Origin of the sequence: Bacillus aerolatus, assembly GCF_009183655.1 — a bacterium.
Classification (GTDB): domain Bacteria; phylum Bacillota; class Bacilli; order Bacillales; family Domibacillaceae; genus Pseudobacillus; species Pseudobacillus aerolatus.
Genome location: NZ_WEIO01000005.1, coordinates 224,780 through 248,256 on the forward strand (window position 1 = coordinate 224,780; position 23,477 = coordinate 248,256).

At 43.5% G+C, this 23,477-nt stretch carries 21 protein-coding genes and 2 pseudogenes; 4 read left to right on the plus strand and 19 right to left on the minus strand.

The genetic code is table 11. The features are described 5' to 3' along the window. Nucleotides 1–12: 12 nt before the first annotated feature. The 9 genes from eutC to F9802_RS10745 form a co-directional block, all read right to left on the minus strand. Nucleotides 13–969, minus strand: coding sequence for an ethanolamine ammonia-lyase subunit EutC (gene eutC, locus F9802_RS10705; RefSeq protein ID WP_152151752.1), 957 nt, complete (start codon nucleotides 967–969; stop codon nucleotides 13–15). Nucleotides 970–980: 11 nt separating this feature from the next. Then, nucleotides 981–2,345, minus strand: coding sequence for an ethanolamine ammonia-lyase subunit EutB (locus F9802_RS10710; protein WP_152151753.1), 1,365 nt, complete (start codon nucleotides 2,343–2,345; stop codon nucleotides 981–983). Between the two features lie 18 nt (nucleotides 2,346–2,363). After that, a complete protein-coding gene (locus F9802_RS10715) occupies nucleotides 2,364–3,809 on the minus strand; it encodes an ethanolamine ammonia-lyase reactivating factor EutA (RefSeq protein WP_152151755.1) in 1,446 nt (481 codons plus the stop codon). A gap of 138 nt (nucleotides 3,810–3,947) precedes the next feature. Next, nucleotides 3,948–4,442 (minus strand): EutP/PduV family microcompartment system protein, encoded by a 495-nt coding sequence (locus tag F9802_RS10720; protein WP_152151900.1) that lies wholly within the window; start codon nucleotides 4,440–4,442, stop codon nucleotides 3,948–3,950. Nucleotides 4,443–4,455: 13 nt separating this feature from the next. Beyond that, nucleotides 4,456–4,797, minus strand: a complete 342-nt coding sequence (eutS, locus tag F9802_RS10725) for an ethanolamine utilization microcompartment protein EutS (protein WP_152151757.1) — start codon at nucleotides 4,795–4,797, stop codon at nucleotides 4,456–4,458. Between the two features lie 11 nt (nucleotides 4,798–4,808). Then, nucleotides 4,809–6,092 (minus strand): ethanolamine utilization protein EutH, encoded by a 1,284-nt coding sequence (eutH, locus tag F9802_RS10730; protein WP_152151759.1) that lies wholly within the window; start codon nucleotides 6,090–6,092, stop codon nucleotides 4,809–4,811. 100 nt (nucleotides 6,093–6,192) lie between these two features. Further along, complete coding sequence (locus F9802_RS10735; protein WP_152151761.1) at nucleotides 6,193–6,771, minus strand: ANTAR domain-containing response regulator; 579 nt, start codon at nucleotides 6,769–6,771, stop codon at nucleotides 6,193–6,195. Between the two features lie 6 nt (nucleotides 6,772–6,777). Then, entirely contained in the window at nucleotides 6,778–8,205 is a 1,428-nt protein-coding gene (locus F9802_RS10740) for a sensor histidine kinase (RefSeq protein ID WP_152151763.1), read from the minus strand. Nucleotides 8,206–8,438: 233 nt separating this feature from the next. Then, nucleotides 8,439–9,398 (minus strand): 2-hydroxyacid dehydrogenase, encoded by a 960-nt coding sequence (locus tag F9802_RS10745; RefSeq protein WP_152151765.1) that lies wholly within the window; start codon nucleotides 9,396–9,398, stop codon nucleotides 8,439–8,441. Nucleotides 9,399–9,673: 275 nt separating this feature from the next. On the opposite strand from F9802_RS10745, the gene F9802_RS10750 reads away from it, so the two are divergent. Further along, entirely contained in the window at nucleotides 9,674–10,207 is a 534-nt protein-coding gene (locus F9802_RS10750; RefSeq protein ID WP_225435302.1) for a shikimate kinase, read from the plus strand. Between the two features lie 137 nt (nucleotides 10,208–10,344). On the opposite strand, the pseudogene F9802_RS10755 reads toward F9802_RS10750, so the two are convergent. The 3 genes and pseudogenes from F9802_RS10755 to F9802_RS20090 form a co-directional block, all read right to left on the minus strand. Continuing rightward, nucleotides 10,345–10,464: pseudogene (locus F9802_RS10755) on the minus strand (aldehyde dehydrogenase family protein); the annotation flags it as partial. Continuing rightward, entirely contained in the window at nucleotides 10,464–11,396 is a 933-nt protein-coding gene (locus F9802_RS10760) for an LCP family glycopolymer transferase (protein WP_152151769.1), read from the minus strand. The pseudogene F9802_RS10755 and the gene F9802_RS10760, both read right to left, overlap by 1 nt. Nucleotides 11,397–11,460: 64 nt before the next feature. Beyond that, on the minus strand, nucleotides 11,461–11,589 hold the full coding sequence (locus tag F9802_RS20090) for a hypothetical protein (RefSeq protein WP_263862302.1): 129 nt from the start codon (nucleotides 11,587–11,589) through the stop codon (nucleotides 11,461–11,463). A gap of 265 nt (nucleotides 11,590–11,854) precedes the next feature. Between F9802_RS20090 and F9802_RS10765 the strand changes: the two genes are divergently transcribed. After that, complete coding sequence (locus F9802_RS10765) at nucleotides 11,855–12,334, plus strand: competence protein ComK (RefSeq protein WP_152151771.1); 480 nt, start codon at nucleotides 11,855–11,857, stop codon at nucleotides 12,332–12,334. 164 nt (nucleotides 12,335–12,498) lie between these two features. On the opposite strand, the gene F9802_RS20260 is transcribed toward F9802_RS10765, so the two are convergent. Together F9802_RS20260 and F9802_RS20265 are read right to left on the minus strand one after the other, a co-directional pair. Continuing rightward, on the minus strand, nucleotides 12,499–13,446 hold the full coding sequence (locus F9802_RS20260) for a methyl-accepting chemotaxis protein (RefSeq protein ID WP_404799164.1): 948 nt from the start codon (nucleotides 13,444–13,446) through the stop codon (nucleotides 12,499–12,501). Further along, nucleotides 13,444–14,487, minus strand: a pseudogene (locus F9802_RS20265) (cache domain-containing protein); the annotation flags it as partial. The gene F9802_RS20260 and the pseudogene F9802_RS20265, both read right to left, overlap by 3 nt. Before the next feature lie 310 nt (nucleotides 14,488–14,797). On the opposite strand from F9802_RS20265, the gene F9802_RS10775 reads away from it, so the two are divergent. Further along, nucleotides 14,798–15,259: a low molecular weight protein-tyrosine-phosphatase gene (locus F9802_RS10775; RefSeq protein WP_152151775.1), complete on the plus strand. Its 462-nt coding sequence runs from the start codon at nucleotides 14,798–14,800 to the stop codon at nucleotides 15,257–15,259. Between the two features lie 128 nt (nucleotides 15,260–15,387). Here the strand turns inward: F9802_RS10775 and F9802_RS10780 are convergent, their stop codons facing one another. Continuing rightward, nucleotides 15,388–15,762 carry a cytochrome-c oxidase gene (locus F9802_RS10780; protein ID WP_152151777.1) on the minus strand — a complete coding sequence of 125 codons (375 nt, stop codon included), beginning with the start codon at nucleotides 15,760–15,762 and terminating at the stop codon, nucleotides 15,388–15,390. Between the two features lie 271 nt (nucleotides 15,763–16,033). Here F9802_RS10780 and F9802_RS10785 point away from each other — a divergent pair, with 271 nt between their 5' ends. Beyond that, entirely contained in the window at nucleotides 16,034–16,255 is a 222-nt protein-coding gene (locus F9802_RS10785; RefSeq protein ID WP_225435304.1) for a hypothetical protein, read from the plus strand. 266 nt (nucleotides 16,256–16,521) lie between these two features. Here F9802_RS10785 and F9802_RS10790 read toward each other — a convergent pair whose 3' ends face one another. From F9802_RS10790 to F9802_RS10805, 4 genes are all read right to left on the minus strand, one after another. Beyond that, nucleotides 16,522–17,457, minus strand: coding sequence for a hypothetical protein (locus F9802_RS10790; protein ID WP_152151779.1), 936 nt, complete (start codon nucleotides 17,455–17,457; stop codon nucleotides 16,522–16,524). A 132-nt stretch (nucleotides 17,458–17,589) separates the two neighbouring features. Then, on the minus strand, nucleotides 17,590–20,229 hold the full coding sequence (locus F9802_RS10795) for an S-layer homology domain-containing protein (RefSeq protein WP_152151781.1): 2,640 nt from the start codon (nucleotides 20,227–20,229) through the stop codon (nucleotides 17,590–17,592). A 397-nt stretch (nucleotides 20,230–20,626) separates the two neighbouring features. After that, entirely contained in the window at nucleotides 20,627–21,808 is a 1,182-nt protein-coding gene (locus F9802_RS10800) for a M14 family metallopeptidase (RefSeq protein ID WP_152151783.1), read from the minus strand. Between the two features lie 751 nt (nucleotides 21,809–22,559). Next, nucleotides 22,560–23,375: a Cof-type HAD-IIB family hydrolase gene (locus F9802_RS10805; protein WP_152151785.1), complete on the minus strand. Its 816-nt coding sequence runs from the start codon at nucleotides 23,373–23,375 to the stop codon at nucleotides 22,560–22,562. Nucleotides 23,376–23,477 lie beyond the last annotated feature (102 nt).

Sequence of the window (23,477 nt, forward strand, 5' to 3'; positions counted from 1 at the left end):
GCTTCCACCTCCTTAATTTTCTTTCTTTACAAGAGACACACCACTTGCTTCGTACTTTAAAATTTTTTGAACGACTGTTCCGAGATAAGCGCCTGCTTCTACCGGTGGAATGCCGCCTTTATGAATGTTGGAAACGACCATTCGCTCCGCTTCAAGTACGCCTTTATGCGGCTTATAACATAAATAAGCACTGAGCGACTCGGCGCTTACGAGTCCCGGCCTTTCCCCGATCAGCATAACGACCACGTCCGGCGTCAGCAAATCACCGATTTCATCCATTAAAGCGACGCGGCCTTTGTCTACATAAAATGTCGTTCCCGTTTGAATACCGAGATTATTGAGTGACTGTTGCAGCGACAAATAGACATCTTCAATATTCGTTTCAATCGCTTTTGCACTTAGTCCGTTGGAAATAACAATTTGCACAGCCGGAGAAGACTGGCACCGCTGTTTAATTATCGCTTTCGCTTCGTCAGACAGCTGGCGGCCGCGATCCGGACGGCGAATGTATTCTTCTTTATCTTTTACTTTCGTCTGAACAGAAAATAAATCAAGGCTCTCTAATACAGCTGGAGACACTTCACCGTACACAGCGTCAACAGCGGCCGCATGATCAAAGCGGAATTTCAGCCACGTATCCGTTTTCGGCCGGCTGCCTGCGCGGCCGACTGCTATGCGCGAAGGGGTCTTTTTCCGAAGCTCCTCTAACTGCTGTTCCTTTTTTTCCTGCTCCGGCGAGGAAAACTCTCCCTTCTGGGAAAGCGGCTTAACCGTCTGCTTGCCGTTTGCTTCTTGCATTTGAAGCGGCTTAAATCGCACTTGTCCTTCCGGTTGTCCGGCAGCAGCTTCAAGCGGCAAATTTTTCGGCTGCTTGCTCCATAAGTCTACTTCCGGTTCTGATTGCGTCTTTTCCTGACTTAGTTTTTCTACAACGAGCTTCGTGATTGAAGCAATTAATTCTTCCTTCATGCTTTCGCCTCCTATCTCGAAAATATCGTCGGATCTCCAGCCCGCTCACTTAGCCGGCCGTTTTCCCAGATGCCCATTTTTTCAAGCCAGGCAGCAAACTCAGGAGAAGGAGACTTGCCAAGTGTCTGCCGCAGCGTGGCGATATCGTGATAGCTCATTGATTGATAGTTCAACATGCAGTCATCTCCCATAGGAGTCGCGATAATAAAGTTCACGCCCGCCGCTGTCAGCAGCACGCCGAGATCTTCAATATCATTTTGATCAGCCCTAATGTGGTTCGTATAGCAAATATCCACACCCATCGGCAGTCCGTGCATTTTTCCCATGAAATGATCTTCAAGCCCTGCCCGAATGACTTGTTTGCTGTTGTATAAATACTCTGGACCGATAAAGCCGACGACTGTATTCACGATATATGGATTGTAGTGTCTCGCAAATCCGTAGTTTCTTGCCTCAAGCGTCATCTGGTCAATGCCGTAATGAGCTTCTGCCGACAGTTCCGACCCTTGTCCAGTTTCAAAGTAAAGACGCTCAGGCCCTGCACTTGTTCCAAACTTTTTCGCCAAATCCGCCGCTTCCTGCAGCAGCGGGGCTGAAATACCAAAGGAACGGTTTGCTTTTTCCGTGCCGGCGATGCTTTGGAAAATCATATCCGCCGGTGCGCCTTTTTCAATGGCTTTCATTTGTGTCGTTACGTGCGCAAGCACACAGTTTTGAGTTGGAATCTTCCACTCTTCGATAAACTCGTGGCTTGCTTCTAACAGCCGTTTCACACTTTCAACGGAATCATCAACCGGATTAATACCGACAACCGCATCGCCAATTCCGTAAGACAAGCCTTCTTTCAACGAAGCAATCATGCCTTCTACGTTATCTGTCGGATGATTTGGCTGCAATCTCGAAGCAAGCGTCCCCCGCTGTCCGATCGTAATGTTACATGTTGATAAAATTTCGATTTTACTCGCAGCATGCACGAGATCAAGGTTTGACATCAGTTTAGTTGCCGCAGCAATCATTTCGCTTGTCAATCCCTGGCTGATACGCTTTAGCTCTCTGTCGCCCGTTTTGTTGTCCAACATATATTCACGCAGTTCCGCTACTGACCAGTTTTTCATCTGCTCGTAAATCGGTTCATTCAAATCATTTTCGATAATGAAGGACACTTCATCTTGATCTGCTTCGATCAGCGGGTTATTGCGAATATCTGCTAATGTAATATCGCTTAAGACGGCTTTCGCGGCAATCCGTTCCTGCACAGTTTCCGCTGCCACTCCCGCGAGCCGGTCTCCCGACTTTTCTTCGTTTGCTTTTGCAAACAAATCTTTTAAATCTTTAAATTGGAAGGTTTCGCCCCCAATAGTCGTTTTAAGGTTCAACGCTGCCTGCCTCCTTGCTTATGAATGAAAAGTCAAAGTTTTAATGACTACAGGCACGACGCCTGATTGGAGCATTTGTCCAATATCCATGTAATCTCCGTGCTCGACTTCTATTTGATCGACGCATAAAATGCTTTGGGCGGGCTTTAACGCCTGCAGTGTCTGGCCGAGCACTTTTGCATGATCGCTTTGCAGCACGATAATGAGCGGCTGCGAAGAATCCGGCTTCAGTTCCTGGCATGCGAGCAGTGCACCGGCAATTGATTGAATGTCTTTAAACTTCAGATACGGCATATCCGTCAAATACCAGACGAAGTTTTGTCCTTCTTTGCCTGGATCATACATAGCCACAGCTGCTTCTGTGCTGCCCTGCAATTTCCTTAAACCGACAGCTACATCTTGTTCAAACGACACTTCAAAGACGGGCAGATTTTTTTGAGGCAGCTCGCTGCTTTCTACTTGAATCGTCGCGCCGCTAATATTTGTCGTTTGTGTGCCTGCGCCAAGCACAGTCGCTCGTACCGTTTCATCCGGCCTTCTCCATTCATACCACTGCAAACCTGCTGCCTGCTGGATTGACCGAGCGAGTATCACGCCAATGTCATCATACATAGCGGGGGACGCAGCCGGATCTTCAAACTGATACATGCACTCTGATACGCCGCCTGATACAACAATGACTTCAATGTCCGCATCCCATTGCGGCTCATGCCCTAAAATCAGCACTTGGTCTCGTGGGCTTGTCTGCTTCCTTAACACTTTGACGATTAATTCCGCCATCCAGCTGGTCACTTTTTGAATGTCCGGATGATCGCTGCTATCGCCCGTTTGCAGCGTCCACCCTTCCTGATTAATCAATTTTTGGACAGGGGAAGAAATGCTTTTCACTTTCCCTGCTTCAAATTCAATCAGCCGTCCGCCAATATGAAGGGTGCATGTGCCGGCTAACCGGCTTGATTCATACACAGCGATATTGGCCGTTCCCCCGCCAATATCAATATTCGCTGTTACCTTTCCCGTCTTTTTGGCGTACTCGTAAGCGCCAGATCCTTTTGCAGCAATAATGCCTTCTAAATCTGGACCGGCAGTGGCGACTAAAAACTCTCCCGCTGCATCAGACAAATGATGAACCATTTCTGCTGCATTTTGCTTCGTCGCCGTTTCGCCGGTAATGATGACGGCGCCCGTTTTGATTTGACCCGGCTCGATTCCCGCTTTCGCGTATTCATTTTTCACGATTTGGTCGACCGCTTTTAAGTCAATGACTGTCGGTGAAACGAGGGGCGTCCGGTAAATGGGGCTTCGGTAAAGGATTTCTTTATCGGTAATTTCTATTCTTGGCACATGCGTGTCACCGGCCATATTCATTAATGAAAACTGACTGATGACCAATTTTGTTGTGCTCGTGCCGATGTCAATGCCGGCACTCAGCAGTGTTTCCACGCGGGAAAATGAGCTCTTCACGCTATTGCACCACCTTTAAAAAACAAAAAGCGCCCCTGGAAATTCTGAAACAGAATTTTACAGAGGCGCCTTTGCCTGATTACTATTCTTTTTACGATAGATTAAATATAACTAAAAAGACACTCATTGTAAAGGTTTTCACTCGAAAACTAAATCTCCAGCGTTATGGGCGGATGCATATTCTTTCATTTCCTCTAAAGAAGAACAAGCAGCAAGATCCCGGAGCGTTTGAATGCCTTTGCCGGTAATGGATGAAGTCACTACAATTGGTCCATCAGCTACGGCTTGCTTTAATTTGCGGACTGCTTCTTCGATATTGGCAGAAGGGGCGTCTGCTTTTGTCACAACACCGACTGCAAGCTTCGGAATGCCGCCGCTGAACCCCGGCGGGAAAATCATTTTATCCCTTGTCGCATCTTGAATGAAAAAGACGTGCGTCACTTCTAAAGCGGTAGCCATAATATTTTTATAAAACAAAGGATTTTCGGTGTATTCGCCGGGCGTATCCACCACCCAGTCCCGGTACACGAGCGCCTGGGTTTTCACTGCTTCCACCGGTTTGTCCAGCAGTGCATTCGTCAACGTTGATTTTCCCGCCCTGATCGAACCGATCAACATCGCTCTGTTGGCCATCATTTTTCTCTCCCTATGATTTCGTTATCCGCGAAGCGGTGTAGCCAAGCTGCTCAGCTAAAAAGCGGTTAATTTCCAGCATCGCCATTTCTACCTCCGACACGCTGCCGACAATGACTAAGCTTCCGGTAAACCGGTCAAGAAAACCGATTGATACATTCGCTGCTTTTGTTGCCAAGTCTCCGGCAATAATGACCGTCTCACTCGGCGTCAATGTTAAAATTCCGAGAGCACCCGCTTCCTGAATACCGAGCTTGGCAAACAAATCCGGGTCCGGATTAGCAATCAAGTGGCTGAGCGTCACTTGCTTGCCGGGCACAAACTCTTGAATAAAGCGTTGTTTTTCTTCACTCATAACTGTTCCTCCTACTGAGCTGTTTCTTTTACTTTAACACTTTCTTCTGTATTTGCCGTTTCTTCTTCCATATACTCACCAGGACGTATCGTTCCATTGGCACGGTCTTCCTCTTCCAATCGGAGCGCAGTCGGTACAGACAACCAGTACGCGAGCCCAATCGCAATGACACCAGCAGAAAGTTTTCCGAGGATAACCGGCAAAATTAAATTCGGCTGAAAGTTAGCAGTGAAAGATAAGTGATCCCCTAATAAAAACGCTGCACATACAGCAAAGGAAATGTTAATAACCTTATCTTTCGGTCTCATATAGCGAACGAGCTGAAACATCGCTAAAATGTTCGCCACTGTCGCCAGCAGCCCGGCACTTCCAGTTGAGCTGAGCCCGAGTTTCCTGCCGCCTGCTTCAAGTGGTTTCGAAGCATATTTACGGAGCAAGTACACCATTGGAAAAGCTCCGGCGAGCATAATTCCAATGTAGCCTGCTGTTTCAAGTGCACGGAATTGATCTTCCTTATCCGCCATAATTGGATCAAAGCCCCAGGCGCCGAACAAGTTAGAAAACAGGCCGGTGAAAATTTCTACAATCGAGAAAACGAGTACTAGTTTAATTCCGGCATCCATTACACGGCCGAACAACATAAATCCGCTAATCATCATTTTCGGAAAGAACTTCAGCCCGGCTGCAATGGCTACAACGAAAATAAGCAACGGCAGCAAGTTCAGCATAATTTTGCCGTACGACAAAGCAAATTCATATGTGGAAGCGCTGGTCGTATCGATTACTTCACGCACCTTCGTGTTAAATAAAAGCGTCAACACACTCGCAATAAATGCCCCAATTGGAATGGTCAATACTCCGGACATCACCCCAAGCGCCATATATTTATGATCACGCTTATCCAGCATCGCAAGTCCCATCGGAATCGAAAACACAATCGTGGCGCCGGCCATGTAGCCGACAATCATCGCCATTACCCAGCCTTCGTACGTTTCCTTCAGCGCATTAGCCAGCTGATAGCCCCCCATATCAGACGCTAAAATCGCTGTAGCCGCAATGGCTGGATCAGCACCGATTGTGTTAAATAACGGGCCGATGACTGTATTAATAAACTGTGATAAAAATGGAATGGATGCCATAATACCTGCCGCTGGAACAAAAATATGACCAACTGTATGAAGACCGCCCATAAATTCTTTTCCAAGCCCCTCTTCCGGATTACGGATCGCCGCAAATGCCCCCAGTACCGCGCAAGCCATAATAATATAGACAACAATATTGCCAATCATGCTCATGAGAATCTCCCCTTTTTAGCAAAATTAGTAAAAACAAAAAAGCACAGACTCCTCCCGGTGGTGTTATACCAACGTTAAGCGCCTGTGCTTAATAACTGATTCACTTGTCTTTGTTATATTTAGCAATCACTTTAGCAGCTGTCTGATCCATTGACAGCTGATGTTTCATGCTGAACTTTCTGATTTTCTGATAGGCTTCTTCTTCTGAAATGGACTGCTTGTCCATTAGCAGCCCTTTCGCTTTTTCAACGAGCTTTCTTTTTTCCACCTTTTCATTCGCTTCTGCTACCGCTTCCTGCATCGCTTTCATTTTAGCGGCCTGGCTCAAGGCCACTTCAACAGCCGGCAGTAAATTCGTCTCTGATACAGGTTTCACTAAGTAACCGACGACATTAGCCTGCTTCGATTTCTCTACAAACTCTTTCTGGCTGTAGGCTGTCACTAAAATAATGGGAGTATCGATTTTACTGGAAATAATTTTGCCTGCCTTCAGCCCGTCCAGCTTCGGCATTTTAATATCCATGATGATTAGGTCCGGCTGCAGTGAAAAAGCAAGTTCAACTGCTTTTTCCCCGTCGCTCGCTTCTCCGACCACATCATATCCGTTATCTTGTAAAATGGAGGAGATATCTAAACGGATCAGCGATTCATCTTCCACCAATAAAATCCGTTTACTCACGTTCTTTCACCCTTCCTTCCCCAATGAAAATGATACGATAACGGTCGTTCCTTCAACAGAAGAGCCGATATAGTACTCTCCTGATAAATCATGTTCGATTAAATTTTTCACAATGTCCAGACCAAGTGACCGCTTCGCTGTTTTTCCCATGCCAGTGCCATCGTCCGCCACCGATAAAGTCACTTCATCGCCCCGACTTTCAAACTGCACGCTAATCGTTCCCGAAGAACGGTGGTGAAATGCATGTTTAATAGCGTTTTGTACAAGTTCATTCACAATGAGCGCAATGGAAACCGCTTTTTTCGAATCGACAAACATGCTTTCTCCTTCGCACTTTAGCTCTAGCGTCGCATGTTCGCTGCCGTGGTTTTGAATGAGCATAGCGGCAATTTTATTGGATAAACTAACAATGTCTACTTGATCATTATCACCGTCATCGCCTGATAATATAATTTCATAAACAGAAGCAATGCTCAATACCCGGTTTAAACTGTCTGTTAAATAGCCTTTGCTTTCTTCCGATACACCTTTGCGGATTTGCAGCCGCAGAAGACTGGCGACTGTCTGCAAGTTATTTTTTACCCGGTGGTGGATTTCCCGGATCATCACTGACTTTACGACCAGCTCCCTTTCTTTCATACGTAAATCCGTTACATCACGAATGAGAATGAGCATGCCGGTCACATGATCGTTTTTGTAAATAACCACTTTTTTTACTTCCAAGAAAAAGCCGGCCACTTGAACTTCTTCGATAACAAGGTCTTTTTTCGACTGAATAACCGGCTCAATAAATGGCAGCACATGAGCCGCTGGCCGCCCTTCACAATCTTCAAAGTTGAATACTTCCGTTATAAAGCTTTTTGCGGACGGATTGGCATATACAATCCGCAGTGAAGAATCAATGAGAATGAAATGCTCTTTCATAATATCCGACAAAGCCGGCCGATCATGATCAGTAAAGAAAAACAATTCCCACAACATCTCTGTAGCTGGAGAAAGCGATTTCATTTTTTGCGATACTTTTGACTCTGAATCTTGTTCTTCCTTAATCAGCATGCCAATTACTTCGCCATGATCATTCTTAATCGGCGCCACGCTTTGCTTCACGAAGATTCCTCGTTGGGTCACCGCTTTATTAAACAGCACGCTTTTCCCTGTTCGCTGGGAGAGAAACACACTCGGTTCAAATTGTTCATAGACAACTGTTCCTACATAAGGCTCGTGATACAATGTTCCTCCTGAAGACGGCGATGCTTCCGCCACCACAATTGCATTCGTGGAACCTTTCATCTGGCAGTCCACAAACACATTCGCTCCCGACAAATCCGCAATCAGCTGAAGCTGCCGCGACACTTCTTCAATCCTAGCGATCTCTCGCTCATCTAATGACGTAAACTCCCGGCACAACCGGCCTGCTTGATCACAATTTAACAATTAAACAACCCTCAATCAAAATCAACTTTATAATAATCCACAGTATAATTTAAAAGCAGAATAAGTGTCAATCACCTCAACAAAAAAGAACCCTAACCTTTGAAGCTCTTTTCTTTAACACTTTAAAGTACCGGGGGTCAGTCCCCCGCTGCGTTAATGCGTTAAACTAAAAAATCTGTCTGCTGAAGCCAGCAAACTGGCTTCAGCAGACAGATTTGTTTTTACCGCTATATTCAATGAATCACGTTTGGCGGTATTCCTCCGCGCAGGCCGGCGATGAGGTTTTCGGCTGCGAGCCGGGCCATTTTTATTCTTGTTTCGGATGTGGCTGAGCCGACATGCGGCAGGGTCACGACATTTTTCATGGAGAGCAGCGGGTTGTCCGGCTCAACAGGCTCTTGGGCAAAAACGTCAAGGCCTGCGGCTAGGATCTCTTTGTTTTCGAGCGCTTCAATTAAAGCCGCTTCGTCAATCACTTTTCCACGCGAAGCATTAATAAAAATACCCGTCTTTTTCATAAGGGCAAATTCACGTTTGCCGATCATTTTTTCCGTCTCAGGATTGAGCGGCGTCATTAAGCATACGTAGTCGGACCCGGCAAGCAGCTCTTCCAGCGTGCAGTATGTAGCTCCGTACAACTTCTCCGCTTCTTCATTCCGCGTGCGGTTATGATAAAGAATAGGCATCCCAAAACCGAGATTTGCCCGTTTGGCCACGGCCGTTCCTACGCCGCCCATGCCGATAATGCCAAGCACTTTATGGTGAACGTCCACTCCAAATTGTTCTTCCGGAAGAACTGTCGCCCATTGTCCCGCTTTTACGAATTGATCCAGCTCCGGAATACGGCGAGCAGTGGCGAGAATCAATCCAAGAATCGTATCTGCTACCGTTTCATTTAACACACCCGGTGTATTAGTAGCTACAATCCCCCGCTCTTTCAATAAAGGTATGTCAAAATTGTCATATCCAACCGAAGCATTGCTTACTACCTCAAGCTGCGGAGCATGGTCGAGCAACTCCCGATCCACCGCCAGCCCCGAACCGAGCAGCCCTCGCGCCTCCTTTAACTCATCTAAAAAATCTCTGTAATTCTCTGCATTCAAACCTTCAAAATACACAACCTCACACGTTTCCCTAAGAAAATCCAGCACACCTGCATTCATCTTTTTATACACAACCACCTTCGGCTTCATTCTCCTCATCCCCTTTTTGCTTTGTCGCTTTAAAGTGATGGGGGACTGACCCCCATCACTTTAAAGCACTAAACTACTTTCATTCTAGTTAATTTTCTGGAGTTCGTCCAGGAAGGCTGGCTGGAGGGCACATAAGTGGGACGAGAGAAACATGAGGCTTGGGTTCTGCTTGCCAATTTTTCAATATTTCAAAAAATATTTACGCAGGGCGTCCCCTGTACTATACTGAAACATAACAATGAGTAGAAAGAGTGTGTATCTTGAGGAATATACAAATGTCTGTAAGAGAAAAGAGCATCGTATTTATTGGCTTTATGGGTGTCGGAAAAACAACAATTGGCTCACTTGTCGCTCAAAAGCTGTATCGGACATTCATCGATATTGATGAAGAAATTGAAAAAGAATATCAAATGTCTATTAGTGAAATTTTTGCAGCACACGGTGAACAAGCGTTTCGAGAAATTGAAAAAGAAATGATTCGTTCGTTTTGTGAGCAGCGGCTGAAAATTATTTCCCTCGGAGGAGGCGCATTTATGCAGCCGGAAGTGCGCGAGATTTGTTTAGCCAACTGCATCGTCTTTTACTTGGATATGTCGTGGGAGCAGTGGAAAGAAAGGCTGAACATTTTGATCGACAGCCGTCCTGTTCTTCAAGGGAAAGACCTGGATGAAATTGAAGAGCTTTTTTATAAAAGGCAAGGCGCTTACGCAGTGAACCACTCAACATTGGCTGTTGATTCAAAAACCGCTAACGAAGCAGCCGATTATATTGTCGATTCGTTAAAACTTGCGTGGGATTTATATGAATAATCCAGCAGGAGAGGGCACTAACCTCTTATGAAAAAAAGCCGCAGGTTTACCCGCGGCTTTTTCCCCTATATATATCAAAGATTTATCATATTCATTACTCAGTAGTTAACCTTATTTACTCATCAATATTACGGAATTTAAAGAACGATCATTTTAGATTCTGTCATGTCCTCAATAGCAAAACGTGGACCTTCACGGCCAATACCGCTGTCCTTCACGCCGCCATAAGGCCAATGATCCAGTCTACCGTCACTCGTTACTCCATATTCAAATGTTTTTTGAAGATAGCGGACAGGCGCTCTTTTTCTTCGTCTTGAACGATGTAGTAGTAAACACCGTTGATTTTTTGGCCGGTGCCTTTAATTTGTTCTTGCCTAATGTTTTTTCGGGCAGCGGCGTAGTTTTTCTGGATATCTTTCATTTCATCGAGGGAGAGGTTTGTCTGTACGTTTTTCTCCATCGCCCCTAAGATGTCATCATATTTCCAAATGGATTGGACACTTGCTCCTTTTTCTAAAATACCTTGAATGACTTGCCGCTGGCGTGTCTGCCTGCCGAAGTCGCCTTGTGGATCTTCATATCTCATGCGCGAATATTTCAACGCTTCCTCGCCATTCAAATGGATCGTTCCTTTTGCAAAGTCCGCTCCTTCGTAGGAAAAGGCAAACGTGCTATTGACAGAAATTCCGCCGACTGCATCTACGATATCTTTGAATCCGTCCATATTCATTTCCACGTAATAATCGACGGGCACATCTAAAAACTCTTCCACCGTTTTCGCAGCCATATCCACGCCGCCAAACGCGTACGCATGGTTAATTTTATCTTTTTTTCCCCTGCCGACAATTTCTACACGCGTATCGCGCGGAATGCTCAACATCTCTGCAGAACCTTCCTGCCCATTCACAGACATCAAGATCATTGTGTCAGACCGCCCTTTATCGCCTTCCCGCTCATCCACACCTAACAGGAGCACAGTGAATGGCTCCTTGTCTTGCAGCGATACCGCTTCCGGGCGCTTTTCAGATTTTTCAAGCGCTGACTCGTTCAGCATACCTTCAAGTGCCTTGTTTAACGAAGAATACACATTAAATGCAAAAACCGCTGCAATTGCCAAAAGCAATAAAATAATGGTTAAAGTAATTTTCTTTTTACTCTTTTTCTTTCTCGTTCTTCTGCTTCGTTCCATTCTTGTATCTCCTTTAAAAACTGCCTTTTCTGTTAAACAACCCACTGAACATTATTTTTTATCTTCATTTCTTTGACCGCTCGCCGTCGGTACAAATCTGAAGAAACTTACCTTCATTGAAGCAATAACCGATTTCCATTTTAATGTGAAAGGTGAGATCGATTACTGACGGGAAATTTTCCTTATACTCCATTTCCCCTCCTCCTAATATACCATTTCATCATCTTATTAGCGATCATGTCGTTTTATTTTAAAGAAATTCGCGTCGACCGTTATTCAAATAACATATGGCGACATCCATTATTTATTACCTTCGAAGAGCTCTTTTGCACAAGTGTACTTTCCCACTATTATTCATAATTAATAAAACATTTACAATTTCTTAAACATATTTTCCTAGTAAAAATTAACCATAGTTGTTATGGTGTAAGAAATAGCATTTAAAGGGGGATCTTATTATGGAAATTATTGAAAACTATAAAATCACAGCGAACACTATGGCACTCACAGAAGAATACCACCAAAACTATAACTCGATTATTTACGATAGAAACGGAGTGTATGGCACGAAACAAACCGTACGTTCTCTGCTGGATAAAGCTTGCATGGATAGAATCTCCACATACGATGGCAGAATCACAGCAGTGCGCAAACTTTTCCCGTACCGCAAGAAAACCCCACTGGTCATTTGCCTTCACGAACGCATCAGTGCTTTCCCAACCACTTCACCGGATGCGTACGGCTGCAGCTGGATTTTTCCGCAGCATATTCACATGGGTGTTATGAAAGACGGAAAGCCCGTTGCCTTTTTTAAAAACGGCACCGAGCTGCCACTCACTTGCTCACTCCACGTCTTTAATAGACAACGGGAACGCACCGCCAACTGCCTGAACTACTTTCAAAGTAATTTAGAGTCAATTGCCCTGCCACTTACCTAACAGTCGCAGTGGGGAACTTCCATTCAGAAAACCTATTAAAAAAGCCGCCCGCTGATTTTCACTAATCAGCGGGCAGCTGCTTTATTGCTTTAAAGAAGCGAGGGTCAGTCCCCATCGCTTTACAGCGATGAAGGACTGGCTCCTGCTTGTTATCATCATCAATTTTATATTTTAAATTGGTTGACAGATTGTTGGAGCTCTTGGCTAAGATTGGTCAGGTGTTCGGCGGATTGTGCGACGGATTGGATGGCGCGCAATTGTTCCGTTGTTGAGGCATTGACTTCTTCACATGCCGCCGCTGTTTCTTCAGAGGTTGCAGCCATCGTTTGGATCGTTTTCGCCACTTCTTCTTTATGACCGGCCACTTTTTGAATTTCGCTGTAAACAGAATCAATGGATTGCTGCATATCTTTCATTAATAATGACAGTTCGCCAAATGTGATATCTGTATCATGCACGACCATTTCTTGATGCTGGAAAGTTTCTCTTGTTTCCAGCATTTGTCTCGATACTTGCCGGGATTGTGTCTGCAATTCTTCCATAGTTACTTTTACTTCCTCTGTTGAACGAGCGGATTGCTCGGCCAGTTTACGGACTTCTTCTGCTACTACTGCAAATCCTTTTCCTTGCTCGCCTGCCCGTGCTGCTTCGATGCTAGCATTCAGAGCCAGCAAGTTCGTTTGAGCGGAAACTTCCGTAATTGTTCCCATCACCTGGCCAATCGCTTTTACTTTCTTATCTAACTGGCCAATAACTTCTGCCATTGATTGCAAATTGTCCTTCCAGCCGTCAAACGAGTTTCTTAACTGCTGCATTTGCTCACGACCGTTTGCATTCATTTGATCAGCCTGGTTTGCGATTTCAGTCATGACGCTGGACTTTTCATTGATGAGGCTAATTTGGCTGCCAAGACGCTCTGAATTTTCATTGACTTGTTCTGCATCTTCAGCAGACTTCGCTGCACCCATAGCGATTTCGTTAACAGCTGTAGCCATTTGTTCGCTCACCGCATCTGTTTCTTCAGCCGCTGCACTTAAGCTTTCTGCCGATTGGCGCACGTTTGATACGGAGGAATTAACGACGGAAATAATACCGCCCATGTTCTCCACCATGGCGTTAAAGTTATTAGACAGCTGGCCAATTTCATCTTTAGATGTCACCTTTGAGCGGACAGTCAAGTCTCCTTTAGCAACTTTATCCATTGCTTTTCTCAGCTTCTGAATAGGGCCGATGATTTGATTCAGCATAAAGAATAAAATAATGAAAGCAATGATTACTGTCGCAAGCGCAAGCCATCTCAACAAATTTTGTAATTGTTTGGCGATACTGCTCAGTTCTTTTTCAGGATAGACTGCTCCTATCTTCCATTCTAAACTAGGCAGCGTGTTATAAATATTTACTCGCTTCTCTCCGTCCAATTCATAGCGGACAACGCCCTCTTCTTTACCTTCTTTATACATCTCTTCAACAAAAGGATACTTCATTAAATCTTTCCCCTGTTCACTTGGGTGAACAACTGCGACCCCTTCAGGATCAATGATAAAAGGGTAACCTTTATAGCCTAATTTACTTTGAGAGATTTGTTCAGAAATAGACGCAAGGCTGATATCCACTCCAATGACACCTGCGATTTTCCCGTCTTTTACAATTGCTTTCGAAGCGGAAACTATATAAGCACCAGTGAATGCATCTACATATGGAGTTGTCCAATGAACCTTAGTTGTATCTTTTAACGCCATTTTGTAAAAGCTTCTCGACGTTGGATCATATCCAGCTTCTAATTCAACAAACGGTACTACTTTCATTTGCTTTGTCGGAAAACCAAAGTAAACAGAAGAAGCTTCTTTATACTGTTTAGTAAAAGAAGTAAATTCACCTTCTAGATTTTTCAAAATAAGCTGGGTTCTTTTCGTATCTTTTTCAGAATAATAATCGGCATAATCCATCACAACTTTAGAATTAGCCATTTGATATAAACTTCTTTCATACTGTCCAAGAAAATATTGAATGCTATTGCTCATTTCATCAATGAGCGCTTCGCTTTGACCTACGACACTTTCTTCTGTTTTTTTCGTAATTTGCATACCAACGATGACGAGCATAATCGCAATCGCCACAATAAAAATAATCATTACCGTACTAATAATTTTCATTTTGATCGACTTAAACAACTCAAGCACCCACTCTTTCTAAAATAGTCATCCCTTATACTTCGACACATTTTTTCATTTATTTAGTATATTCATATAAAAACAATAAAAAGTTCGCCCTTTCAAATCTTTCAACTTTCATATTTAGCAAATTACTTCGATAGCATGCTTTATCACTTTAAAGGAATGGGGGTCAGTCCCCCATCGCTTTACAGCGGTAAACTGCAAGTGGGTTCTAACGACAGACTGCCCTTGTTTTGTTACGATTTATTTATTAGCATAAGAAGGAAGATTAAAAAAGGAAGTGTTCTAAATGATCAATGTATTATTTGTTTGTCTCGGAAATATTTGCCGTTCCCCGATGGCAGAAGCACTTTTTAGGGACCTCGTCAAAAAAGAAGGCTTGGACGGTCAAATTACTGTCGATTCCGCAGGCACCGGTGACTGGCACATCGGCTCTCCACCTCATGAAGGAACGTTGAAAGTTTTAAAAGAGTATAAAATAAATGCAGAAGGTCTTGTCGGCAGGCAGCTGGCCAAAAAAGATTTTGAAGCATTCGACTATATCGTCGGCATGGATGAAAGCAATATCCAAAACATTTACAATATCCTCGGCCAGCCAGCACACCCGAAAATCATCCGTCTACTCGATTTGACAGACAAGCAAAAAGACGTACCTGATCCTTACTACACCGGCGACTTTCAAGAAACATACGACCTGCTTAGCGAAGGCTGCCAAGTATTACTGGAGAAAATTAAAGAAGAACAATTATAAACAAAGCAAAAAGCCAGAAACCCGCTATCAAGGTTTCTGGCTTTTCTTTATTACTTTAACGTGATGGGGGTCAGTCCCCCACCGCTTTACAGTGGCAAAGACCCTGACCCCTTTAGCTGCTAATCCTTTTATCTGCCTGGTTTTAAGTTTATTAATACGTTAGTGACGAAGGTAAGTATGCCGAGAACAGTCAATGTGGCTCCCGTTGCAATAGCAGGCGTATAGGAGTCATTTTCGGTAGTGATTAGAAGGTATAAGGAAATCATCATAATAGGGAGTCCGATGTTGTGGAGCCAAAAGTGTGCTTTTGCCATTCCATTGGAAGCGAGAATAGGAAACAAATGATATAACATTCCTGCGAGCATTAGTGCAGTCCAGCCTAGAAGATTGATGTGCACATGCACTCCGGTCAATTCGTAAGAATGAACGATGGACATATAATAGCCAAGCAATACACCAACAGCAAAGTAAACGGCAGAAATCTTAATCAATTTAATAGCCATTTTTACCCCTTCTTTCTGCTGAAAAGTGATAAATAATAACTGACTTCTTTTCCTCCTTCCTCACTTAAATTTATGTTCAAAATCATCATAAATACCTAATGATTATTAATAATTTATTGATTAAAAAGGACTAGCTGCCTCACTTAACTAGAGGCATTTTGTCTTTTCACAAAAACAGCCTTTCTTTCATTTCATTCGAAAAGTGACAGGCCGCAAACATATGCTAAACTATGTAAGTGAATGGATAGAATGGATGAAAGGAAGCTGGGTAGTGAAAAAATTAACATTTGTCATTCCGATTATGATCCTTGTAGGCGCCCTGTCTTTATGGATGCTTAACAAAGATTACTCAGAAATTGACCTTCAAATAAGATGGCTTATTACTGCTGGTGCCGTCGTTTTATCAGGCGTGATCTCCTTCTTCTTACTAGGCAGCGACGGAGAAAACATGGATTCTCCGCCATCCCCGTATAACAATAGAAAGAAGAAGTAATTGGCTGTAGAACTCTTAGTCTCCCGGCAAAATGGACAAATTTATTCCGCAAAAAAGAGAGCCGAACATATCACATTTGGCTCTCTTTTTTTGTTTGCCTTTCACATCGAAACAATAATAGCAATATAATTCTTCTCCATCATTCCCCGCCAAGTCTATTTTGACGGTACGACCTACACCAAAAACCATTATTTTACGTAAACATTATTTATGTTCAACAAAAAAGAGAGCCAGTAAGACTCTCTGTACGATCACACTTTAACCCATCACCGCGCCGGAGGTCTGACCCCGTTATCAAACTTTACAATGCCACCATCATCTTTATTCACGTCCAGCGTCAGCGCTGCTTTGCCGTCTGGAGTAGTTATCTTATTTTTAGCTTCTTCACATTCCTGTTCTTCTTTTTTGATGCCTTGGTCCAGTCGGACAATCATGCGGTCAATTGAAGCGAGCCCGTCCCAGTTTCCGTTTTTAAGAAGCCGTTCGGCAAGTGCTTTTTTTCTTCCGATACTTAGTTCAGAAAATGAAGCTAGCGGCAGCTGTTCAAGGCGGCTTATCAGCTCCGCACTCCCTTTTACTTCTAACAGGCTTTTCACACTCTCCTCTAAAGTGGCGGATTGTTCTTTTACTCGCTCCACATTCGCTTGATTACCGAAGCGTTCAAGGACGCCTGTAATGACGTGTTCACGACCTGTTTTACCTAAATTGATGAAGACATCCCCGGCTTCCCTAATCGCTTTCTCCATTAATTTCTGATGACGAGACAGTTCTACTGGGGCTTGCATGCCTGATGGCAATGACTGCTCTAATGAGTCAATTTTTTCCACAAGCTCATTTTTCATCGGACAAGTCTGGACGGATGCAATCAGCCTTCGCAGATAATCCGCTTCTTCTTTCGTATCCACCGATGAAATAGCTTCTTTCGCTTCGTACAAACGGCGAAGCCAGTCAATTCGGATTATGACTTCTTCCTTTTCTTCAAGAGCCATTTTAAAGCTGCCGGCAGCCTGATGGATAAAAGCTAATTCTTGATTGTTCGTCTTCACAGAAGACTCGAGCGCGCTGAGCCTCTCATTTAATTTTCGATACAATATCTGCTCGTCGATGTTTTCCTCAAACGTGAAATAAATGTTTTCAGTAGAAACAGGAGATTCTTTGAATGCTTCTGCTTCACTAGACGGCAAAGATGAAAAATCAATCATGTCATATCCTCCCGGTGTCACGTCTTTTCCTTATTATATGGCAAAGAAATAGAGAAAAAAAGAAGAACCAACCCAATGGTTAGTTCTTCCTCTGCTGAACACACTTAGTATGTTCGGTGAATGCTGCAGCTCTTAGCGAGTGGCAGCGATTGCTTTATCAACGTCTGCTTTGATGGCAGAAAGTGAATCGTAATCAACGGAATTACCTTTTTCGTCGACAGGGAAAGCATTTAAAAATGCCTCAGCTGTCTGAATTTGCTCAGCAGCAGATAAGCTGTCATACGCTTTATACTTCAACCCTTCAAGGGCAGCATCTGCAGTAGTGATGTTAGCAGCATCATTAACAGCAGTGATCAGAGCTTGTCTTTTTGCAATAGCCCCTTCATTGCCTACTAAAGCTGTCTTTAAATCTGCAATAGTATCATATTCCTGATCTGCAGCTAGAATAAGCTCAGCTACTTCCAACCGGCCCAATGATCCAAGATTAATGAATTCATCGTTAGCAGTCGCAAGTGCAAAGTCAAGCAAAGCAGCACGTGCGTCGGATGCAGTAGTAGCAGCTTCAACTGCTTCTTTCGCATTAACGGCAGATACTAATTTTCTTACCTCAGCAACAGTTGTTGAATCTTGAGGATTAGCAGCATCTTTGAAAGCGGCTAGATCAGCATTGTATGCATTGCTATTTGCATCAACTACGTTAGAGAAGTTTAATTGCTTCTCTTTTAATGCTTTAAGAAGAGAGGCCGCATCACTTGCATTGTCAATAGCTGTGAGCGCTGTTGTTGGTTTGTTTACACCATCAAGGATTGCTGCAACCTCAGCAGCAGTAGTAGGCTTACTAGTCGCTTCAGAAATTTTAGTAACATACTCTTCTAAAAGTGCTGAATTGATAGAATCTGCGTTAAAACCTTTAGAAGCAAATGAAGAACGATTAGCCAGCGTATTTAACAATGTTTGAAGTTGTGCAGTAGTTGTATCTTTAGTAACTTTTGCAAATGCAGCTACAGCATCAGCTTCAGCAGCCTTATTAGCTGTATCGATAATAGCTTGAATATCGCTGCGTTGGTTTTTATCATCAGCAGCTGCCGCTTTAATCGCTTCTCTGTAGCGGTTTAATTCAGCATCGTTTACTGTTTTTAGATCAAATACATCAAGTTCAGGTTTTGTAATTCCTTCCAAAGAAGCCTTTTCGTACTTTTCAGCCAACTTTGTTTCAAGGTTATCAAGAGCTGTTAATGCTGTCTTAAGTGTACCGTTTGTAGTCGCTTTGTTCACAGCAATAAGTGCATCTTGAAGTGCTAAGCCGTCAAGTGCATATTCTTTAACAGATAACTTACCTTCTTCTCCATCAGCAATATAAGATTGAACCAACGCTCTAGCGTCAGCAATCACTTGGCTGTCTAGGGATTTGTTTGCTGCTGAAACTTTTTCAGTAACTTTAGTTGTGTTGATTGTATCAATAGCTTTTTGGAGCTCGTCAACTTTCACACCATTTGAGTTACTAGCAGTTAATCCTAGAAGTGTAACACCATCTGTTCCACCGATTACTGCTCCAGTATAATCAACAATCCATTCAGGGTTTACACGCTTAAAATTATCTTGAAGAGCTTTCAGAAGCTGCACTTGGTTCCCCGCATCCGCAACTGCTTTCACAACAGCAGCTTCATCAACCGCTTCACTAGCTTCTTTGTTTACCTTATCAATAGCTTGTTGAATATCAGCCAGATTTTTCACTGCAGGATCTGCACTTTTAATTGCAGCAGCGTAGTCTTTAAGTGAGTTTTCATCTACATTTTTGATGCCTGCATCTTTTAAAACTTTAAGTAAATTGACTTCATTTAATGGAGAAGCCTTAACAGCTTTGTCAATTGCAGCAAATTGCTCAAGTGCTGTAAAGTTGTATTCTACGCCGTCAACCGTCCACACACCTGTTAAATCCTTAGCGTCAACTGCAGTAACAAATTTAAATGTTGAAGAGGTTTCACCTTCTGAAAGATCCATCTCTTTAACTTTCACAATATTACCCTTGCTATCTTTAACTTCAACAGTCGCTCCTAATACATCTTCTTTAAGAGCATCAAACGTTACTTCAACACCTGTTTCGTTAATCGTACTTACCTTTGAAACTTTAAGGGCAGAAACTTCGTCTTTCAATGTTTCCGATCTATGAAGGAAGATCGCCAGTTCACCACGTGTGATCGAGTCAGCTGTACCGAAGCGGTTGTTTAGTTTACCTGTTGTGATTTTATTGTCAACAAGTGCCGCCACTGCTTCTTTATAACGATCAGATACATCTGAGAATTTCACGTTAGCTGTATCGCCTTCGATTTTATAAGCTTTCGCAAGCATAAGTGCTGCTTCACCACGTGTGATAGAAGCTTCCGCACCGAATGATGTAGCTGTTTTCCCGTTTACGATGCCTTGCTCTTTAAGAGCGTCCACATAAAGTTTCGCACGAGCTGGAACATCTGTGAAACCGGAACTTTTTGCATCAGCAATTTGCTTTTCAGTTAAAACAGCTTTCGCAAGCATCACTGCTACGTCTACACGCTTGATCTCTTTCGCTGTGCCGAATTGTGTTGGGGTTAAACCATTTGTTATTTTATGGTCTACTAAGTAGTCCACTGCTTCTTTATAACGATCAGATACATCTGTAAAAGATGATGCCGTATTTGTTGGTGCAGCCATTGCTGGAGTTACAGCTGTTGCTACTAACGTAGCTGTTGCAGCTGTCGCAACGAATTTACGATAAGATTTCGCTTGAAAAGCCATGTATACATTCCTCCAATTTCATATAATACTTTTACATCTTCCCATAATTGCTAGATTCTACACAAATATCTAAAGTCTTGTATCCTTTATATTAAACAAGTAAAATATTCCATTTTGCAGTACTATATTCCCTTTTTTATCTACATCTCTAGCATTATTTACTAGTAATACTAATATATAACTTCCCTGATAAAGTAATTTTTCAGTGATTAACATAGTATTTCCTCATTTATCTAATCCTTCAAAAACCTCCAAAAAAAAAAAAAAAAAAAAAAAAAATAAACTTTTTTAACAATAAAAAACAGAGAATCCACAAAAACGACTCTCTGTCGCTTTAACGTACCGGGGGTCAGTCCCTCGTCGCTTTAAAGCGATGAGGGACTGACCCCAAATTTCTTTAAATTAGTGAACTTATGAGCATCCCGGAAGCAGCTTCGTAGATTTCGTCAAATTGAGTGATGGGGAGCGGGTTTTGACCTTGGCCGAGTTCGATTGTAAAGCCGGGTCTGCGGAACTCTTGAATAAACCAATCTTTGTAGCCCGAATGGCTGTCCACATATCGGACAGCTTCATATCCACTCACTCGGGCAAACTGGTTGGCAAGCGTTTCTGATTCCGGCGGCTCAAGCCCTTCATATCCCCAGTAAAATTCTTCTCCTTGTGTATGCAGCGCAAGAAGCCGCGCAAATGATTCTTGCCTCACTAAGTTAGCCATCGCTTTTGACTCCGGTTCGGACAGCGGGGCATCACCTGGAAAGTCGCGCGAAGCCGGCGCTTTCGGCTTTCGTTTTGCTTCAAACTCCCAGTTGGCTGGAAACTGTTTGTTTAAATCGACTCCACGAATGTTCGCTTTCCAGCCAGAAAAATCAGTGCTGCCTTTATTAATCGCAATAACTTCTTCTTTTACACTAGCCGGCGGGCCATTTAAAACTAAATTGACTCCATCAGGGTCGACCATCGGGACGGCCGATAACTGTGTGCGCCCATATAAGGGAAGTGTCGTCACTCCTTTTATCGCAAAATAATTCGTCAAAGAAAGCAAATATTCATTTAAAAAGCGCATCAAAATAGGTGTCGTGATCCATTCATTAGCATGAAACGAAGCGTTCACTTGCACCTTGCGATTGCTTTTCCCGATCCGCAAATCATACAGCGGCAAACCGAGTACACTTTTTCCCGCTTCCCTTCTTCTCATAAACGGATAAACAGCCAGCAGCCTGTTCATGTCGTTAGTCATTCGCTGAAAATCATACGGCTGTTTACCGTTGACAATAAGCCATGTCACTCTTGTGGGAATTCGTACCTTTTGCCCAATTTGGAGCTGATTAGGGTTCACATTCGGATTGAGTAAAAGCAGTGCATCCACACTTAAACGCCGGGCTGATGCCAGCTTCCAAAACGAATCTCCTTTCTGAATCATCCGCGTTGTCACTGTAAAACCAGGAATTTGAATGGCCTGCCCCTGATCCAGCACGTTCGGATTGATCTCCGGATTCGAATCAACAATCAGCACAAGCGGAATATCAAACAACTGGCTATAATACCAGAGCGTATCCCCTCTTCGCACATGAATCTCCATAATTACCTCACACCCTCCCAAAAAAGCCTTTTTCCTCATCATATGTACACCACTTGGGAGCTATGACTTGCTTTATCGCTTTAAAGTGCTGGGGGTCAGGCCCCCGCTGCTTTAAAGCAGCAGAGGACTGACCCTTACTATTTCGCTTATCAAAGCAAATGCCAGCGGGATGAGGGCATAGGCAAATGTGATCGCGGTAGAGTGAAACATGGCGTTTGTGATTTTTCCCATCAAAAAAAGAGAGCCTCAATCATAGACTCTCTGTACTATATTGCCCTCAAAAAAGCTCTGCAACGGGTTCACCTGCAGAGCGTTAAAAATACTCATTCTGAAGAAGGACAGTCGTTTAAACAAAAGTTGCGCGGATGAATATGAGTAGATTTGCGGCAAAAATGGTTAGTCAGCGTCCAGTTGGAATAGGGATTGTCCAGGAAAATAAGCGAATGTTTTCGACTACGGCGAGAGAGATCAAATGGTCTTTGGGATCGTAAAAAAGCATTTGGTTTCGGTTTTCGCAACACTTATTCACACCTCATTTTTTTCAATCATTCCATCCCTATACATTCGATATAAAAAGTCAATTTCCTCCCACAGCTTTACTTTAGTGCATTAACGTAACGGGGGTCAGTCCCCCGTCGCTTTAAAGCGATAAAGAAAGACCTTCGATTATGAAGGTCTTTTAGGTGCATCGTATGTTAAGCAGATAATTTACGTTTATATCTACATACTATTTAATTAACAATCATCTCAATTAGTCAACTGCCACAACAGCAGGCTGTAACACGAACTTTTCAATGACGTGCCCTACACCATCCTCATTGTTAGAGAGCGAGATATAGTCAGCTCTTTCTTTTAATTCATCCACTCCGTTGCCCATTGCAACGCCTAAGCCGGCTGTCGTGATGAGGTCCAAGTCATTGTAGTTGTCGCCAATACCGATGATTTCCGATCGGTCGATGCCGAGCTTTTGCGCTAAATGCAGCAAGGCGATCCCTTTGTCGGCCTCCGGATGCGTCACTTCAAGGTAAGTCGGTTTCGATTTCGCAATATTCGCCCGCTCACCGAATAATTCACGCAGTTCGTTCTGCAAATCATCAATATAATTAGGCGCATCAATAAAGAGCGCTTTCGTAAACCCCCGCTCAGCAAGCTTGGCAAGATCGGGCTCCACCGTATAAGGAACTTTAACCGCATCAGCGTACCGACGGATAATGTCATTGTCCGAAGCTGCATAGAGAATGTCGTCTTGATACACTTGCAAGTGCATATTTTTCTCGTTAGCAATTTCAATTAACTTGTGGGCAATCTTCGGCGGAACAGGGCGCTCATACATCACTTCTTTTTCTTCCACATCCTGAATAAGCGCACCTTGATAAGTAATGAGCGGTACATTTAAACCGAGCTGCTGGGCAAACTGCTTTGCGGAACGAAACATACGGCCAGTCGCAACCGTTACGACCGTGCCGCGCTCTACCGCTTTTTGAATGGCCTCGACCGTTCGTGGTGAAACGATTAATTCATCATTAAGCAATGTACCATCAAGGTCGATCGCTATCATTTTGTACATAGGGTATCTCCCCTTATTGATATGTAATAAGATATTTAAAAAACAGGGCAGCAATCATCAAATACTCCCCTTGCTCTATCTCTTTTAAACGCAAACCTTCAA